Source organism: Microbacterium sp. SS28 (assembly GCF_022761035.1).
In the GTDB taxonomy this organism is placed as follows: domain Bacteria; phylum Actinomycetota; class Actinomycetes; order Actinomycetales; family Microbacteriaceae; genus Microbacterium.
Genome location: NZ_JAKWJP010000001.1, coordinates 763,722 through 778,628, shown reverse-complemented (window position 1 = coordinate 778,628; position 14,907 = coordinate 763,722). Strand labels below are relative to the sequence as shown.

Below are 14,907 nucleotides of genomic sequence, written 5' to 3'. Positions count from 1 at the left end.
CCATACGATGCGGCGGACGGGGCGCGGACGGCGTCCCCGGCAGGGGAGGACACCATGAGCCGCATCCCGATCGGGATCGATCTCGAGGGCGACGGCGCGCATCCGGCGGCCTGGCGGGTGTCGCACCATTCGCCGGCGGAGCTGTTCGACCCCCGCCTGATCGCGGCGCGCATCGCCGCCGTCGACGCCGCGGGACTGGGCTTCGCGACTTTCCCGGAACGGCAGGATGCGGCATCCGGGCCCGACGTCCTCGCGGCGCTCGACCCGATCGAGACGGCGTCCTTCGCCGCGGCCTCGAGCACCCGCATCGGTCTCGTGCCGACCGCCAACGCGATCCACGCGGAGCCGTACCACCTCGCCAATCAGCTCAGCACGCTCGACTGGGCCTCGCAGGGGCGCGGCGGCTGGCTCGTGCGGGCCGTCGATTCCGCCGAGGTCGCATCCGGGTACGGGCGGGCGCCGCACGCCGACGGCGCGACGGCGGTGCGCGAGGCGAGAGACGTCGTGGGCGCCGTGCGGCGCCTGTGGGACACGTGGGAGGACGACGTCCTCATCGCGGATGCCGCGGGCGACCGCTTCCTCGATCTGGACCGCTGGCACTATGCGGATGTCGTCGGCGAGTCGTTCTCGATCAAGGGTCCGGGTCTCCTTCCCCGGCCGCCGCAGGGTCAGCTCGTCGTGTGGGCGGAGGAGGCCCACGGGGCGCTCGCGCCGCTCGTCGACGTCGCCGTCGTCACGGGGCCCAGCGACCGGTGGGTCATCGCGCGCGCCCGTGCCGCGGCCGAGGCGGGCATCCCGCGCACCGTCGCCTCCGTCGAGATCGTGCTCGCGGCCGAGGGGCTCTCCGCGGCGGAGCGGCTCCACGCGCTCGACGCGTCCACGCCGTGGCCGGCGGGGGAGCGGCTGCGGATCGCGGGGTCGCCCGCTCACGTCGCGAGCCGGCTCACGGCGCTCGCGGTGCACGTCGACGGCATCCGTCTGCACCCGGCCGTGATCGACGTCGACCTGCCGATCATCGCGTCCGACGTGCTGCCCCGCCTCGACGACGCCGGCGTCCTGCGGGCACCCGCCTCGGGAGAGACCCTGCGCGACCAGTTCGAGCTCGCGCGCCCCGCCAATGTCTTCGCGCTCGCGAGGGAGGAACGATGAACGACCGTCGCCAGGACTATCCGCGCCCGAACGCCCGCCTCCACCTCAACGTCTTCCAGCCGTTCGGACCGATCTACGACTGGTCGCGCACGCCCCGGCTGCGCGACTACTACGAACCCGCGGCGTACCTCGCGCTCGTGCAGGAGGCCGAGCGCGGGCTCTTCAGCGCCGTCTTCCTGGGCGAGAGTCTGCGCCTGCGCGAGCATCTGGGCGCGCTCAACGACATCGCCGTGACGGGCCGGCCCGACGCGCTCGCGCTCTTCGCGCACCTCGCAGCCGGGACGAGCCGGATCGGGCTCGTCGCGACGCTCAACACGACGTACACCGACCCCGTCGACCTCGCCCGCCGCATCGCGACGGTCGACCTGCTCAGCCGTGGGCGCGCGGGCTGGAACGTCGTCACGACCGACAACGGCTGGACGGGCGAGAACTTCCGCCGCGGCGGCTTCCTCGATCGCCACAACCGGTACCGCTACGCCGAGGAGCACGTCGCGGCCGTCCAGGCGATCTGGGACGGCTTCGGTGCGGACGCGATCGCCGCGGATCGGGATGCCGCATCCTGGCTCCGTCCGGACGCGCTCACGCTCGTCGACCGCGCGGGCGAGCACCTGAGCGCGCGCGTGCTGCCGCAGGTGCCGCCGAGTCCCCAGGGTCAGGCCGTCTACTTCCAGGCGGGCGATTCGGACGAGGGCCGCGACTTCGCCGCCCGGCGCGCGGAGGGGATCTTCACGCACCGCATCGAGTTCGACGACGCGGTCGCGTTCACGGCCGACATCCGCCGGCGCGCCCGCGCGTACGGGCGGCCGGGCGACGACATCCTGGTGATCCCCGGAGCATCGATCGTGCTGGGCGCGACCGACGCGGAGGCTCAGGAGAAGGCGCGCCACCTGCGCGAGCGATTACTCACGGATCGGCGCATCCGCCAGATCGTCGAGGAGGTCTGGCAGGAGGACCTCGGCCACGTCGACCTCGACGGCCCGCTCCCGGAGCACGCGCCCGCCGCCGACCGGCAGAGCCGCACGCACGGGATCGTCCATACGGGGCACGAGCCGTCGGCGAAGATCCGCGAATGGCGCGCGATCGCCGAGGCGCGGGGCTACAGCATCCGTCAGCTCGTCGATCACCTGACCAGGGCGCGCGCCTTCGTCGGCACGCCCGGCGCGGTCGCGGACGAGCTCGTGCACTTCGTGCGGTCCGACGCGTTCGACGGCCTCAACGTGACGCCGGACGCCTTCCCGGACGGACTCGGCGACGTCGTCGACCTGCTCGTGCCCGAGCTGCAGGAGCGCGGCGCCTACCCGCGCGAGTACCCCGGGACGACGCTGCGCGAGAACCTCGGCCTGCCCGAGACCGTGGGCCATCGCGTGCCCGCGCTCGCGGAGCTCGAGGCCGAGGCCGTTCCGGTGTGACGCCCGCGGGGCGGGGTCGCGTGGGGGGCGCTGCGCGCGCCACGGACCGCGCGCATCCTGCCCGGCTGAGGCGGCGCCCGCGCGCCGTGCCGTCCGCGGGCGCGCCGCGGTCAGGCGGGAGCGTGCCCTACGCGGGCGTGCGCACCGCCGAGAACACCGTGCGGCGACGCAGCGCGAAGCCCAGGCGCTCATACGCGGCGATGGCGCCGACGTTCGTCGCGGCGGCGTGCAGCAGAGCGCGGTCGCCGCGCTGCTGGATGTGGAAGGCGACGTCCAGGACGAGACGGGATGCCAGTCCCTGACGCCGGTGGTCGGCATCGGTCGCGACGGCGCTGATCTCGGTCCAGCCCTCGGGATGCAGGCGCTCGCCGGCCATCGCGACGAGCCGGCCGCCGCGGCGGATCCCGATGTACCGGCCGAGCTCGTAGGTGCGCGGGCGGAACGGGCCGGGCTGGTTCCGCTCGACGATCGCGAGCATCTCGGCCGCGTCGTCGGCGCCGAGCAGGATCGCCTCGGCGTCCGGGCGGGGCTGGAGCGCGTCGGTCTCCACGAGCTGCACGCCCTCGCCCCGGCCGACGACCTCCCAGCCCTCGGGGAACTCGCCGTCGAAGCCCGACAGGCCGACCTCGGCGCCCGGCCCGACGAGCGCGGCGAGCGAGTCCCACACGCCAGGCTCGTCCCACGCGCGCACGGCGACGAAAGGCGCCACGTCTTCGGGGTAGCGCCGCACGAGGTCGTCGCCGATCGCGAACGACGCGTGCGGGCCCGCGAGCGAATGCCACGCGGCGTTGTCGAGCACGCTCGCGTCGGCGTGCGGCACTTCGAGGATCGTGGCGGGGGAGGCGTCCGGCATCCGTCCACTGTCCGACCCCCGCGCTCGCGACGCAACGTCGCGCGTCACGATGCGCAATGCTCCGCAGCGGCACCGGATTCGGGATGCCGCGCCGCGCGCGTCAGGTGAGGTCGACCGTCTCGGAGCCGGCGTTCGCCTTGACCGAGGCGATGCCGTTCTCGGCCGACGCCTTCGACTCGTACGCCTCGGACGAGGCGATGACCTGGCCGTTCGACGCCTTCAGCCGGAACCTGAACTTGCCGCCCGCATCCGTGTAGAGCTCGTACTTGCCGGCCATGGGGTCCTCCTGTCGTCGTCGACGCCCTCATCCTGGCGACCGCGCGAATGGCCCGCAAGGGCCCCGGCGTGCTGAACGGCGGGCGCAGCGAACTCGGGCTGGTGTGCGGGCGTCGGGTCAGGCGAAGGCGGCGCTCGTGCGCGCATCGCGCAGCGCTGCCGCGTCGAGCGCGGCCGTCGCGGCCCGGCGTCCCTCGGCGATGAGCCGCGGCACGTCCGACATCGTCCACTGCGCCATGCGCTGCATCTCGGGCTGGACGAGCACGACCGACGGGTCGCTCGCGAGGTCGGCGGTGCGGGTAACGGTGCGCATCATGCGGACGTTCTCCCACTTCGCGTGCAGCCGCACGACGATGTTGCGCTCGGCGCCGAGGCTGCGGGTCGCCGTGACCGGCACGTTGTCGACCATGCCGCCGTCGGCGAGCAGGACGCCGTCGCGGCGCACGGGCGGGAGCAGTCCCGGCACCGCGATCGTCGAGCGGAGCGCGACACTGAGGCGTCCGCGGTCGAGGATGACCCCGTCTCGCGTGCGCAGATCGGTCGCGAACGCGCCGAACCGGCGGGGGAGGTGCTCGATGAGCGGATCCTCGCCCAGCACGCGGTGCACGCCGTCGGTCACGGCGTGCGTGTCGAGCAGGCCCCAGCGCGGGCGCAGCGACCACCGTGCGATCTGGCGCCAGCGGAACGATCGCGCGGCATCCTCGATCTCCTGCGCCTCGAGCCCCGCGGCGTAGGCGGCGGCGATGAGCGCGCCCGAACTCGTGCCCGTCACGATGCCGGGACGGATGCCGCGCTCCGCGAGCACCTGCAGCACGCCGACGTGCGCCGCGCCGAAGGCGCCGCCGCCGCCAAGGGTGAGGCCCAGGGTGGGGTCGTCGCTCACGTCGTCTCCAGTGGTCGTCGGGTTTCCGACGCTAGCAACGCGCGCTGAGCGACTCCTGGGCCGCACCTCGATGCAGACCGGGAATCACCCGTTCGAGCCGGTGGAGGCCCTACCGGTAGTTGATGAACTGCAGGTCGACCTCGAGGTCGGCGGCCTTGAGCAGGCGCTGCACCTCCTGGAGGTCGTCGCGGGACTTGGACTGCACACGCAGCTCGTCGCCCTGGATCTGCGACTTGACCGACTTGGGGCCCTCGTCGCGGATGAGCTTGCTGATCTTCTTGGCGTTCTCGGACGAGATGCCGTCCTTGATCGTCGACGTGATCCGGAATTCCTTGCTGCCCGGCACGGGATCGCCGGACTCGAGGCTCTTCAGCGAGATGCCGCGCTTGATGAGCTTCGTCTGGAAGACGTCCAGCACGGCCTTGGCGCGCTCCTCAGTGCTCGCCTTGATCAGGACGGCTTCGCCGCTCCACTCGATCGAGGCGTCGGTGCCCTTGAAGTCGTAGCGCTGCTCGATCTCTTTGCGTGCCTGATTCAGCGCGTTGTCGGCCTCCTGGTGGTCGACCTTGCTGACGATGTCGAACGAGGAATCTGCCATGCGGGGAGTCTAGCCGCGCTCGTCGCGAGGGGTGCGGGAGGCGGGATGCTGCAAGCGATTACATCCCGGGGCATCTGGAAACGCTTGCGTATGCCCTCACAGATCACGAACTCATATCGAAAGCGGGATTCGACCACGTGAAATCTCGAACGCTATGTTACGAATGTAAGCGCTTGCATCCGGCAAGCATCGAGTCCCAGTGTCCGCGGTGTTGCGAACGGCAACGCCGCCGACCTACTCAGAACTCCCAGAGAGGCACTGCACCGATGAAGGTGAACAAGAAGAGCTGGCTGGCACTCGGCGGCATCGCCGCCGTGTCGATCGTCCTCGCCGGCTGCGCAAGCAACGCCGAAGAGCCCGCCGCGACCGAAGACGCCGCCGCCACGACGCTGACCGTGTGGGTCGACTCGGAGCGCGTCGACGCGCTCAAGGGCGCGGCCAAGTCCTACGAGGAGAAGACCGGCGTCACGGTCGAGCTCGTCGGCAAGGACAACAACACGATCAAGGACGACTTCATCCAGCAGGCGCCCACGGGCAAGGGCCCGGACGTCGTCATGGGTGCGCACGACTGGCTCGGCGAGCTGTCGACCAACGGCGTCGTGGCCCCCATCGAGCTCGGCGACACCGCCGGCGACTACCTCCCGGTCGCGCTGCAGGCCTCGAACTACGAGGGCACGACCTACATGCTCCCGTACGCCGTCGAGAACATCGCGGTCCTCCGCAACGCCGACATCATCGCCGAGCCCGCCACGAGCTTCGACGACATGATCGCCAAGGGCCAGGCCGCAGGCCTCGCGACCCCGTTCGTCGTCGAGCAGGGCGCCGAGGGCAACCCGTACCACCTGTACCCGTTCCAGACGGCGTTCGGCGCTCCCGTGTTCGGCACGGACGCCGACGGCAACTACGACCCGGCCGACCTGCAGCTCGGCAGCGAGGGCGGCTTCGAGTTCGCGACGTGGCTCGGCGCACAGGGTGCGGCCGGCAACTTCAACACCGACATCGACGGCCAGATCGCGAAGGACAAGTTCCTCGCGGGCGAGGCGGCCTTCTGGCTGACCGGTCCCTGGAACGTCGGCTCGGCGATCGACGCGGGCCTCAACGTCGCGATCGACACCGTCCCCAGCCCGACGGGTGCCGCGGCTCAGCCGTTCGCCGGCGTCAAGGGCTTCTTCGTCAGCTCGGAGTCCGACAACAAGGTCGCCGCGAACGACTTCCTCGTCAACTACATCGGCACCGAAGAGGTCCAGCTCGAGCTCTTCGAGGCGGGTCACGTCCTGCCCGCGCTCACCGTCGCAGCCGACACCGCCGCGAGCGACCCGATCATCGCCGGCTTCCAGGCCGTCGGCGCCGAGGCCGTCCCGATGCCCGCGATCCCCGCGATGGGCTCGGTCTGGCAGTTCTGGGGTGTCGCTGAGGCCGCCATCATCAACGGTGCCGACCCGACGACGACGTGGCAGAAGCTCGTCGACGACGTGACGGCCGCCATCCAGTAGGTCGCGGGCCTTCGGGCCACGACATCCGACCGGGGTGGGTGCTGGCATCCACCCCGGTCCTGTTTCCGACGACGAGGACGATGCATGACCGACACCATCGAGGCGCCGACCGACGAGGCGGCGCCGCCCACCAAGAGGCAGCGGCAGGCCGCCGGGATCGCGGATGCCGCATCCGGCCGTCTCCGCTGGCTGATCCTCAAGATCGCGCTCATCGCGATCGTCGACGCCATCGCGCTCTATGCGGCGATCGTCCTGTCGCTCTACAGCGAATGGCTCGTGCTGGCGCTCATCGTCGGCGTGACGGCCGTCGTCAACTGGGTCTACTTCTCGCGCAGGACGATTCCCGCGAAGTACCTCACACCGGGCATCATCCTGCTCGTCCTGTTCCAGATCTTCACGCTCGTCTACACCGCCTACATCGGCTTCACGAACTACGGCACGGGCCACAACGGCTCGCAGGACCAGGCGATCGCGTCACTCATGCGCTCATCGCTCGTCCGCGTCGAGGACTCCCCGACGTTCGACGTCGCCGTCATCGAGCGCGCAGGCGTCCTGGGCCTCCTCGTGACCGACCCGACCGACGGAGACGTGAGCCTCGGCACCAACACCGAGCCGCTGCATCCCGCCGACGGCGTGACGATGGAGGGCGGCAACGCCGTCGCCGCCGACGGCTGGGACACCCTGACGTTCGCCGAGGTGCTGAGCCGCAGCAACGACGTCGAGAAGCTCGCGGTCGCCTTCAGCACCGACCCCAACGAAGGGGCGATCCGCACGCAGGACGGCCAGAAGGGCTACCAGTACGTCTCGACCCTCGAGTACGACGCCGACGCCGGCACCATGACCGACACCACGACCGGCACGGTGTACGCCGACACCGGCGAGGGCGCGTTCACCTCCGAGTCGGGCGAGCAGCTCCTGCCGGGCTGGCAGGTCTTCGTCGGCTTCGACAACTTCGTGCGGGCGCTGACCGACACCACGATCCGGGGGCCCCTCGTCGCTGTGACGGCATGGACGTTCGTCTTCGCGATCATCTCGGTCGCCACGACGTTCTTCCTGGGTCTCCTCCTCGCGATCGTCTTCAACGACAAGCGCATGCGGTTCCGCAACGGCTACCGCGTGATGCTGATCCTGCCGTACGCTTTCCCCGCGTTCCTCTCGGCGCTCATCTGGGCCGGCATGATGAACGAGAGCTTCGGCTTCATCAACCAGGTGCTCCTCGGCGGGGCCGAGATCCCGTGGCTCACGGATCCGTGGCTCGCCAAGGTGTCCGTCCTGATCGTCAACCTTTGGCTCGGCTTCCCCTACATGTTCCTCGTCTGCATGGGGGCGCTGCAGGGCATCCCCGAGGACGTCAACGAAGCCGCCGTCGTCGACGGCGCCAACCCGTGGCAGATCTTCCGGCGCATCAAGCTGCCGCTCCTGCTCGTGACCGTCGCCCCGCTGCTGATCGCGTCGTTCGCTTTCAACTTCAACAACTTCAACCTCATCTACATGCTCACCAACGGCGGTCCGCGCTTCTCTGACGTGTCGATCCCCGTCGGGCACACCGACATTCTGATCTCGATGGTCTACAAGGTCGCGTTCACGGGGCAGAACCGCGACTACGGCCTCGCGTCGGCGTTCACGATCCTGATCTTCATCGTCGTGACCGTCATCGCGGTCATCAGCTTCCGCAAGACCAAGGCCCTCGAGGAGTTGAACTGACATGACCGAGGACCGCATCCCTCACGCTGAGACGACCGTCGGGCAGAACGCGACGCTCGTCGTCTCCGCCGGCGGCACAGACGAGCAGGTCGACACCGCGATCGCGGGCACGGCCCGGACGAAGCCCGCGCGGCCCGAGCGCCGCCGCGGCTTCGGCAAGTGGTTCGGCGCGACCGGCTGGCGCCACCTCATCGCGATCGTCGTCTCGATCTTCGCGGTGTTCCCGATCCTGTACGTCGTGTCGGCCTCGCTCAACCCGCACGGCACCCTCACGGGAACGAACCAGCTGTTCTCGTCGATCGGCCTCGACAGCTACATCCGCATCCTCACGGATCCGCAGATCCCGTACCCCATGTGGTTCGCCAACACGCTCATCGTGGCGTCGGTGACGGGCCTCACGATGGTCGTGATCGGGGCGCTCGCCGCCTATGCGTTCTCGCGCATGCGCTTCGCGGGTCGCCGCGTGGGTCTCATCACGATCGTCGTCGTGCAGATGTTCCCGCAGCTGCTCGCCGTCGTCGCGATCTTCCTCATGATGAGCGCGATCGGCGACTGGTTCCCCGCGATCGGCCTCAACACGCTCACGGGCCTGATCCTCATCTACCTCGGCGGCGCACTCGGCGTGAACACGTACCTCATGTACGGGTTCTTCAACACGATCCCGAAGGAGATCGACGAGGCGGCGAAGATCGACGGCGCCGGCCACGCGCGCATCTTCTTCACGATCATCCTGCGCCTGGTGGCGCCGATCCTCGCGGTCGTGGGCCTGCTCTCGTTCATCGGCATCGTCAACGAGTACGTCATCGCGAGCGTCATGCTCATCGACCCCGAGAAGCAGACGCTCGTCGTCGGCCTCACCAAGCTCGTGTCGAACCCGCGCTATGCGGACTGGTCGGCCTTCTCGGCAGGCGCCGTCATGGCGGCGATCCCCGTCGTCGTGGTGTTCCTCCTGCTGCAGCGCTACATCGTCGGCGGCCTCACCGCGGGCGCCACGAAGGGCTGACACGCTGTGATCGACGGGATGCCGCCGGCAGCGGCATCCCGTCCACCGAAGGGAGTCTGCCGATGGTGAGTCCTGAGCGCTTCGAAGAGCTCAGTGCGGGCCTCGCGCGCGGCGTGCGGGAGAGACCCGAGTTCGCGGGGATCGTCCTGCTGGGGTCGGCGTCGGACGACGCCACCGCGCGGCGCGACGAGTGGTCGGATCATGACTTCTTCGCGATCACGCGTGAAGGAGAGGGACGGATGCTGCGCCCCGACCTCTCGTGGCTGCCGGACGCCGACCGCATCGTGCTGGCGGCGCGCGAGGGCGAGCTCGGGTTCGCCGTCGTGTACGACGACGGCCATGTCTTCGAGTTCGCCTTCGCGGACGCGTCGGAGCTCGAGGGCGCGCTCGCGGGAGACGCGACGGTCGCGGTCGACGACGACGAGGGCACTGTGGCGGCGCTCGTCGCGGCCTCGCGCGAGCGGGCGGCGCAGGGCGATCGCTTCGACCCGGCGAACGACGTGCGCCTCGTGCTCGTCAAGCTGCTCATCGGCGTCGGCCGTGCCAGGCGGGGAGAGGTGCTCAACGCGAGCGACTTCGTCCGCGGGTGGGCCGTGCGGCTGCTCGTGCGGGCGGTGCGCGGGCGCGAGTCGCGCCGATCGACCGCGACGCGCGACACGATCGACCCGATGCGGCGCTTCGAGAAGGACTTCCCGGAGTGGGCGACGCGCATCGCGGCGGCACTCGAGCAGCCCGTCGAGGAGGCGGGGCGCGACCTCTTCCGCCTGACGCGCGAGCTCGAGCCGGGGTGGGAGGAGTTCCCCTCGGCCGCGGCGGACGCCGTCGCCCGACGGTTCGGGTGGGCCCCGGCCTGAGCCGCGCCGGGGGGAGCGGCATCCGCCTCTTCTCTTCCCGAACGGAGCGCCTTTCGTAAAATGGGATCTCCACCGCGAGGAGGATCCATGCGCCCACTGACCGAGAACGAGATCCGCGATGCGTTCGTGAACGCAGCCCCGGATGAGCTGAGACTCGTCGCCCTTCCTCTCGATTTCGTCCTGACGGACTGGGACCATCTCGACTTCTTCGCGTGGCGCGATCCACGCACCCGCGGGCGGGGCTATCTGATCGCCGAGGTCGAGGGAGAGCCGACCGCGGTCGTCCTGCGGGCGGCCGACGGCACGTCGCGCGCCCGCTCGGCGATGTGCAATCTGTGCCACACGATGCAGCCGGCCGACCAGGTCGCGCTCTTCACGGCGCGCAAGGCCGGCACGGGCGGCACGCACGGCGACAGTGTCGGCACCTACATCTGCAGCGACCTGTCGTGTCACGAGAACGTCCGGCTCGCGGCCCCGCTCGCTCCGAGCGAGCTGCGGGCGAGCGTCGACCGCAAGATCGACGGCACGCGCCGCCGCACCGAGGCCTTCGTCGAGCGCGTCCTCGAGGGAGCGGCCGCGTGACGCGTGTCGTCGTCGTCGGCGATGCGCTCATCGACGAGCTGCGCGATGACTCGGGGGTCCGCGAGTTCGTCGGCGGTGCGGCGCTCAACGTCGCGGTCGGAGTCCGACGACTCGGAGTGCCCGTGACCTTGATCGCGATGGTCGGTGACGACGAGGCGGGCGACCACATCCGGTCGTTCCTACGCGACTTCGACGTCGAGCTGCTCGCGACGCCGTCGCCGCACGGCTCGTCCCGCGCCGTCAGCACCCGCAATGCGGGCGGTGAGCCCGTGTACGTCTTCAACGACGCCGCCAAGGCGCGTCGCATCCGCTTCGGCGAGGCCGAACGGGCGGCGATCGCGAACGCTCCGCTCGTGGCGGTGAGCGGCTTCCCGTTCGACGACGTCGCGCAGACCCTCGAGTTCACCGAAGCGGTCCGCGCTGCGGGCGTGCGCGTCGCGATCGATCCGAACCCGCGCTCCGGCATGCTGTCGGACCGGGCGGAGTTCGTGCGCGGCTTCGAGGGGCTCGCGGCCGGCGCCTCGCTCGTCAAGGTCGGCGAAGACGATGCGCAGCTGCTCTACGGCGACGAGCTCGACGCCCTGCGCGCACGGCTCGTCGACCTCGGCGTCGCGGCGGTCCTCGCGACGCAGGGTGCTGCGGGCGCGACGATCGAAGCGGGCCCGGATGTCGTCACACGGCCGATCTCGGCGCTCCCGGGCCGCATCGTCGACACGATGGGTGCGGGCGACGCGGCCTTCGCCGCCGCCGTCGCGGGCCTCGTCGAGGAGGTTCCCGAGGACGCCGACGCGTGGGGTGCACTGCTCGAGACGGCGATGGATGTCGCGGCCGCGACGTGCCGCTTCGAGGGCGCGCTGCTGCGCCTGCCCACCGCCGTCGGCGACATCGATCTCGACCGGATCGGCACCTGAGGGCCCGGATGGGGGATTGGTCGGGACTCGATTTCTGACCTTCGCCGATCACGGGTAGGATTACTGATCGCGCCTCCGGTCGACTGTACAAGCTGGGCGGGTGCGCACTGGCGAGTTACCCAAGCGGCCAAAGGGATCTGATTGTAACTCAGCTGTCATCGACTTCGGGGGTTCGAATCCCTCACTCGCCACTGAATGACCGAAGGGCCTCGCGAAGCGGGGCCCTTCAGTCATTCATCGGTTACTGCGGGATTCGAACAGCGGCGCGAAGCGACGCGTGTTCGGCGGGCCCACGCCGCCGGAGGCTCCGCGCGCCGCGAAGCGGCGTGTGGAGTGGCGGTGGGGACCCTCACTCGCCACTGAATGACTGAAGGGCCTCGCGAAGCGGGGCCCTTCGTCCTTTCTGCGGTACTGCGGGTCTTTGCGCTCGGACGGTCGTGTCCGGCGGGGTCTCCTCCCGCCGATTCCGGCGACTCGCCGGAATGCGCGGGCGCGGCATCCGTCCCCATCGGCCCTTCGCGCGGGGGGCCCGCATGCCAGGATGGGCGTGCGGGGGTGGCCCCGCAGAGAGTGGGGATCACGATGACCGTGCCCGAGAGTCCGCACACCGGGACGTCGGAGTCCAGGCTCATCCGCATCGCGCTGTGGGTCGCGATCGGGGCGCTCATCGCGGCGGCGGTCGTGTGCGTCGTGTGGGTGCTCATCGGGTCCGACAACGACATCGTGGGCCGCGCGTTCCTGACGATCCTGCTGCTTGCGGCGTTCGCGGGCGTCGCCCTGCTCGACGCGCGGCTGGCCGCGCGTCGCCCCGCGTGGTTCGCGCTCGCGAGCATGGTGTCGTGGGTCGCGGCGCTGCTGGTCGGAGCGATCCTCATCTGGATGCCGGCCCGCGACTGGTACTACTCGAGCGGAGGGTTCGGCCGCTTCGCGTCGTTCCTCACGATCGTCCTCATCCTCCAGTTGGCGCTCCTGCACGCGCGGCTGCTCATCAAGGCGCATCTGCGGCACGTCACGGGATTCACTCGGGCCGTCACGATCATCACGATCGCGATCGTCGTGATCCTCGCGGTGCTGCTCATCCTTCCGCTCATGTTCTGGGAGTACGTCGACTACCGCGACCCGTACTGGCGCGCCGTCGTCGCGCTCGCGATCCTCGCCGCGGTCGGGACAGCGCTCATACCGCTCATCAACGCGCTCTTCGCACCGAAGGGCCCGCGCGCGGCGGGTGCGCGTGCGCCGCAGCTTCAGCCCTGGCCGACATATGTCGACGGCGTCACGCCGCTTCCCGTGCTGCCGGACGGCTCCCCGGACTGGAACGCCTATTACACGGGCTACCCGTCGACGGTGTCGCAGGCGATCGCCCCCGTCGCGCCGCTCGCCCCCGTCGCGCCCGGGTTCGGCGACCCGAACGCGTGGCCGCCGCCGGCGCCGCACCCGACGGCGCCGCACCAGGCCGAGCCGCCTGTCGCGCCGGGCTACGAGGGCTATCCGCCTCCGCCGCCCCTGCCGCCGCGTCCCTGACCGACGGGCTGCCCGCCCGCTGAAAGTCAGTCCGCTGAAAGTCAGCCCGCGAGCAGCTCGAGCGCGGCCATCGCCGCGTTGTGGCCGCCGATCGCCGAGACGGCGCCGCCGCGGCGCGCTCCCGCCCCGCTCACGAGCACGCGCTCGTGAACGGTCGAGACGCCCCAGCGCTCGGCGGGCGTCGCGAGCGTCTCGTCTGAGTCCGCCCACGGCCAGGACAGCGGCCCGTGGAAGATGTCGCCGCCCACCATGCCGAGCGACTCCTCGAGATCCGCCGTCGTCCGCGCCTCGATGCACGGCGTCCCGTCAGGCATCTCATACACGCAGTCCGCGAGGGGCTCGGCGAGCACCGAGTCGAGCGTGGCCTGCGCGGCACGCAGCAGGTCGGCGCGTGCGGCATCCCGATCCCGTCCTTCGACGAGCCGGTGCGGCACCTGCAGTCCGAACAGCGTCAGCGTCTGCGCACCTGACGCTCGCAGCTCCGCGCCGAGGATCGACGGGTCGGTGAGCGAATGGCAGTAGATCTCGGCGGGCAGGGGATCCGGGATGCCGTCGCCCTGCGCCGTCGCGAAGGCGCGGTCGAGCTGCGACATCGACTCGTTGATGTGGAACGTGCCGGCGAAGGCCGCTTCGGGCGCGACATCCCGATCCTGCAGACGGGGGAGCCGCTTCAGCAGCATGTTGACCTTGACCTGGGCGCCCTCGGGCCGGTCGGCGGGAGCGGCAGCGCCGGCCCCGCCCGCCGCGAGAAGCTCGGCGAGCACGGCGGCGCCGACAGCGCTGAGCACGAGCCGGCCGGCGACCGGCCGCGCGCCGTCGATCGAAACCTCGCCGTCGGGTGTGACGGCGGTGACGCGGGCGTTCGTGCGGACGTCGGCTCCGGCATCCCGAGCCGCTCTCTCGAGCTCCGCCGTGACGTGCCCCATGCCGCCCACCGGGACGTCCCAGTCGCCCGTCCCGCCGCCGATCACGTGGTACAGGAAGCACCGGTTCTGGCGCAGGGTCGCATCGTCGGAGTGCGAGAACGTCCCGATCAGGCCGTCGGTCAGCGCGATGCCCCGCGCGAGGTCGGTGCGCAGCGACGCGCGCAACAGCGCCCCGAGCGGCTCGTCCACGATGGCAGACCAGAGCGCATCGTCGCCGAGATCCGCGCGCACGTGGTGAGCGCGGGGGAGCGGCTCGGTCACGGTCGGGAAGAGCGTCCGCGCAAGCGGAGCGAGTCGCGCGGAGAACGCTGCGAACCGGGCCGCCTCACGCTCGTCGCCGGTCGTGCGCGCGAAGGAGGCGGCGGTTGCGCCGGCATCCGCCGTGTCGATCAGGATGCCGCGCCGCGCGTCGCCCGGATCGGGAGTGTACGACGAGAACCGGCGCCGGCGCAGCGCGATGCGCAGGCCGAGGTCGTCGATGGCCCGCTGCGGCAGCAGGCTCACGAGATAGGAGTACCGCGAAAGCCGCGCATCGACGCCCGCCCACGGCTGCTCCGACACCGCCGCGCCGCCCACGTGGTCGAGACTCTCGAGCACGACGACCCGGCAGCCCGCGCGGGCGAGATACCCCGCGGCGGCCAGGCCGTTGTGTCCGCCGCCGATGATGACGACGTCGTGGATGTCGGATCCCATCCGCCCACGCTAGCCCCGCCGTGTCGCGCGGCGACGGCGCCCGAGCCGTGAG

At 70.9% G+C, this 14,907-nt stretch carries 14 protein-coding genes and 1 tRNA gene; 10 read left to right on the top strand and 5 right to left on the bottom strand.

Annotated features, from left to right (window positions below):
- The first annotated feature begins 54 nt into the window (after positions 1–54).
- Both MJ607_RS03660 and MJ607_RS03655 read left to right on the top strand, forming a co-directional pair.
- The gene (locus MJ607_RS03660) at positions 55–1,149 is read left to right on the top strand and encodes a nitrilotriacetate monooxygenase (protein ID WP_243074173.1); all 1,095 of its coding nucleotides are present in this window, start codon (positions 55–57) and stop codon (positions 1,147–1,149) included.
- On the top strand, positions 1,146–2,558 hold the full coding sequence (locus tag MJ607_RS03655; protein WP_243074172.1) for an NtaA/DmoA family FMN-dependent monooxygenase: 1,413 nt from the start codon (positions 1,146–1,148) through the stop codon (positions 2,556–2,558). Before MJ607_RS03660 ends, MJ607_RS03655 begins: the two co-directional genes overlap by 4 nt.
- 127 nt (positions 2,559–2,685) lie before the next feature.
- On the opposite strand, the gene MJ607_RS03650 is transcribed toward MJ607_RS03655, so the two are convergent.
- The 4 genes from MJ607_RS03650 to MJ607_RS03635 all read right to left on the bottom strand — a co-directional run bounded on the left by MJ607_RS03650 (position 2,686) and on the right by MJ607_RS03635 (position 5,168).
- Positions 2,686–3,411: a GNAT family N-acetyltransferase gene (locus MJ607_RS03650; RefSeq protein WP_243074171.1), complete on the bottom strand. Its 726-nt coding sequence runs from the start codon at positions 3,409–3,411 to the stop codon at positions 2,686–2,688.
- Positions 3,412–3,511: 100 nt separating this feature from the next.
- Positions 3,512–3,688: a DUF1508 domain-containing protein gene (locus tag MJ607_RS03645; RefSeq protein ID WP_243074170.1), complete on the bottom strand. Its 177-nt coding sequence runs from the start codon at positions 3,686–3,688 to the stop codon at positions 3,512–3,514.
- A gap of 117 nt (positions 3,689–3,805) precedes the next feature.
- A complete protein-coding gene (locus MJ607_RS03640; protein WP_243074169.1) occupies positions 3,806–4,570 on the bottom strand; it encodes a patatin-like phospholipase family protein in 765 nt (254 codons plus the stop codon).
- Between the two features lie 109 nt (positions 4,571–4,679).
- On the bottom strand, positions 4,680–5,168 hold the full coding sequence (locus MJ607_RS03635) for a YajQ family cyclic di-GMP-binding protein (RefSeq protein ID WP_243074168.1): 489 nt from the start codon (positions 5,166–5,168) through the stop codon (positions 4,680–4,682).
- A gap of 266 nt (positions 5,169–5,434) precedes the next feature.
- Between MJ607_RS03635 and MJ607_RS03630 the strand changes: the two genes are divergently transcribed.
- The 8 genes from MJ607_RS03630 (at position 5,435) to MJ607_RS03595 (ending at position 13,236) form a co-directional block, all read left to right on the top strand.
- Entirely contained in the window at positions 5,435–6,661 is a 1,227-nt protein-coding gene (locus MJ607_RS03630; RefSeq protein ID WP_243074167.1) for a maltose ABC transporter substrate-binding protein, read from the top strand.
- A gap of 84 nt (positions 6,662–6,745) precedes the next feature.
- Entirely contained in the window at positions 6,746–8,365 is a 1,620-nt protein-coding gene (locus tag MJ607_RS03625; RefSeq protein ID WP_243074166.1) for an ABC transporter permease subunit, read from the top strand.
- 1 nt (position 8,366) lies between these two features.
- Positions 8,367–9,368 carry a sugar ABC transporter permease gene (locus MJ607_RS03620; RefSeq protein ID WP_243074165.1) on the top strand — a complete coding sequence of 334 codons (1,002 nt, stop codon included), beginning with the start codon at positions 8,367–8,369 and terminating at the stop codon, positions 9,366–9,368.
- 62 nt (positions 9,369–9,430) lie between these two features.
- Complete coding sequence (locus tag MJ607_RS03615; RefSeq protein ID WP_243074164.1) at positions 9,431–10,222, top strand: hypothetical protein; 792 nt, start codon at positions 9,431–9,433, stop codon at positions 10,220–10,222.
- Between the two features lie 87 nt (positions 10,223–10,309).
- Complete coding sequence (locus tag MJ607_RS03610) at positions 10,310–10,804, top strand: FBP domain-containing protein (protein WP_243074163.1); 495 nt, start codon at positions 10,310–10,312, stop codon at positions 10,802–10,804.
- The gene (locus MJ607_RS03605) at positions 10,801–11,715 is read left to right on the top strand and encodes a PfkB family carbohydrate kinase (protein ID WP_243074162.1); all 915 of its coding nucleotides are present in this window, start codon (positions 10,801–10,803) and stop codon (positions 11,713–11,715) included. The genes MJ607_RS03610 and MJ607_RS03605 overlap by 4 nt, the downstream gene beginning before the upstream one ends.
- 109 nt (positions 11,716–11,824) lie before the next feature.
- Positions 11,825–11,906 (top strand) — tRNA-Tyr (locus tag MJ607_RS03600).
- Between the two features lie 391 nt (positions 11,907–12,297).
- Entirely contained in the window at positions 12,298–13,236 is a 939-nt protein-coding gene (locus MJ607_RS03595) for a hypothetical protein (protein ID WP_243074161.1), read from the top strand.
- 41 nt (positions 13,237–13,277) lie between these two features.
- Here the strand turns inward: MJ607_RS03595 and MJ607_RS03590 are convergent, their stop codons facing one another.
- Complete coding sequence (locus MJ607_RS03590; RefSeq protein WP_243074160.1) at positions 13,278–14,855, bottom strand: NAD(P)/FAD-dependent oxidoreductase; 1,578 nt, start codon at positions 14,853–14,855, stop codon at positions 13,278–13,280.
- Positions 14,856–14,907 lie beyond the last annotated feature (52 nt).

Bases quoted from the DNA above. Each gene is read 5' to 3' on its own strand.
- MJ607_RS03610 (WP_243074163.1), top strand. From the start codon at position 10,310: ATGCGCCCACTGACCGAGAACGAGATCCGCGATGCGTTCGTGAACGCA.
- MJ607_RS03645 (WP_243074170.1), bottom strand. From the start codon at position 3,688: ATGGCCGGCAAGTACGAGCTCTACACGGATGCGGGCGGCAAGTTCAGG.
- MJ607_RS03620 (WP_243074165.1), top strand. From the start codon at position 8,367: ATGACCGAGGACCGCATCCCTCACGCTGAGACGACCGTCGGGCAGAAC.
- MJ607_RS03590 (WP_243074160.1), bottom strand. From the start codon at position 14,855: ATGGGATCCGACATCCACGACGTCGTCATCATCGGCGGCGGACACAAC.
- MJ607_RS03615 (WP_243074164.1), top strand. From the start codon at position 9,431: ATGGTGAGTCCTGAGCGCTTCGAAGAGCTCAGTGCGGGCCTCGCGCGC.
- MJ607_RS03650 (WP_243074171.1), bottom strand. From the start codon at position 3,411: ATGCCGGACGCCTCCCCCGCCACGATCCTCGAAGTGCCGCACGCCGAC.
- MJ607_RS03630 (WP_243074167.1), top strand. From the start codon at position 5,435: ATGAAGGTGAACAAGAAGAGCTGGCTGGCACTCGGCGGCATCGCCGCC.
- MJ607_RS03660 (WP_243074173.1), top strand. From the start codon at position 55: ATGAGCCGCATCCCGATCGGGATCGATCTCGAGGGCGACGGCGCGCAT.
- MJ607_RS03625 (WP_243074166.1), top strand. From the start codon at position 6,746: ATGACCGACACCATCGAGGCGCCGACCGACGAGGCGGCGCCGCCCACC.
- MJ607_RS03595 (WP_243074161.1), top strand. From the start codon at position 12,298: ATGACCGTGCCCGAGAGTCCGCACACCGGGACGTCGGAGTCCAGGCTC.
- MJ607_RS03655 (WP_243074172.1), top strand. From the start codon at position 1,146: ATGAACGACCGTCGCCAGGACTATCCGCGCCCGAACGCCCGCCTCCAC.
- MJ607_RS03635 (WP_243074168.1), bottom strand. From the start codon at position 5,168: ATGGCAGATTCCTCGTTCGACATCGTCAGCAAGGTCGACCACCAGGAG.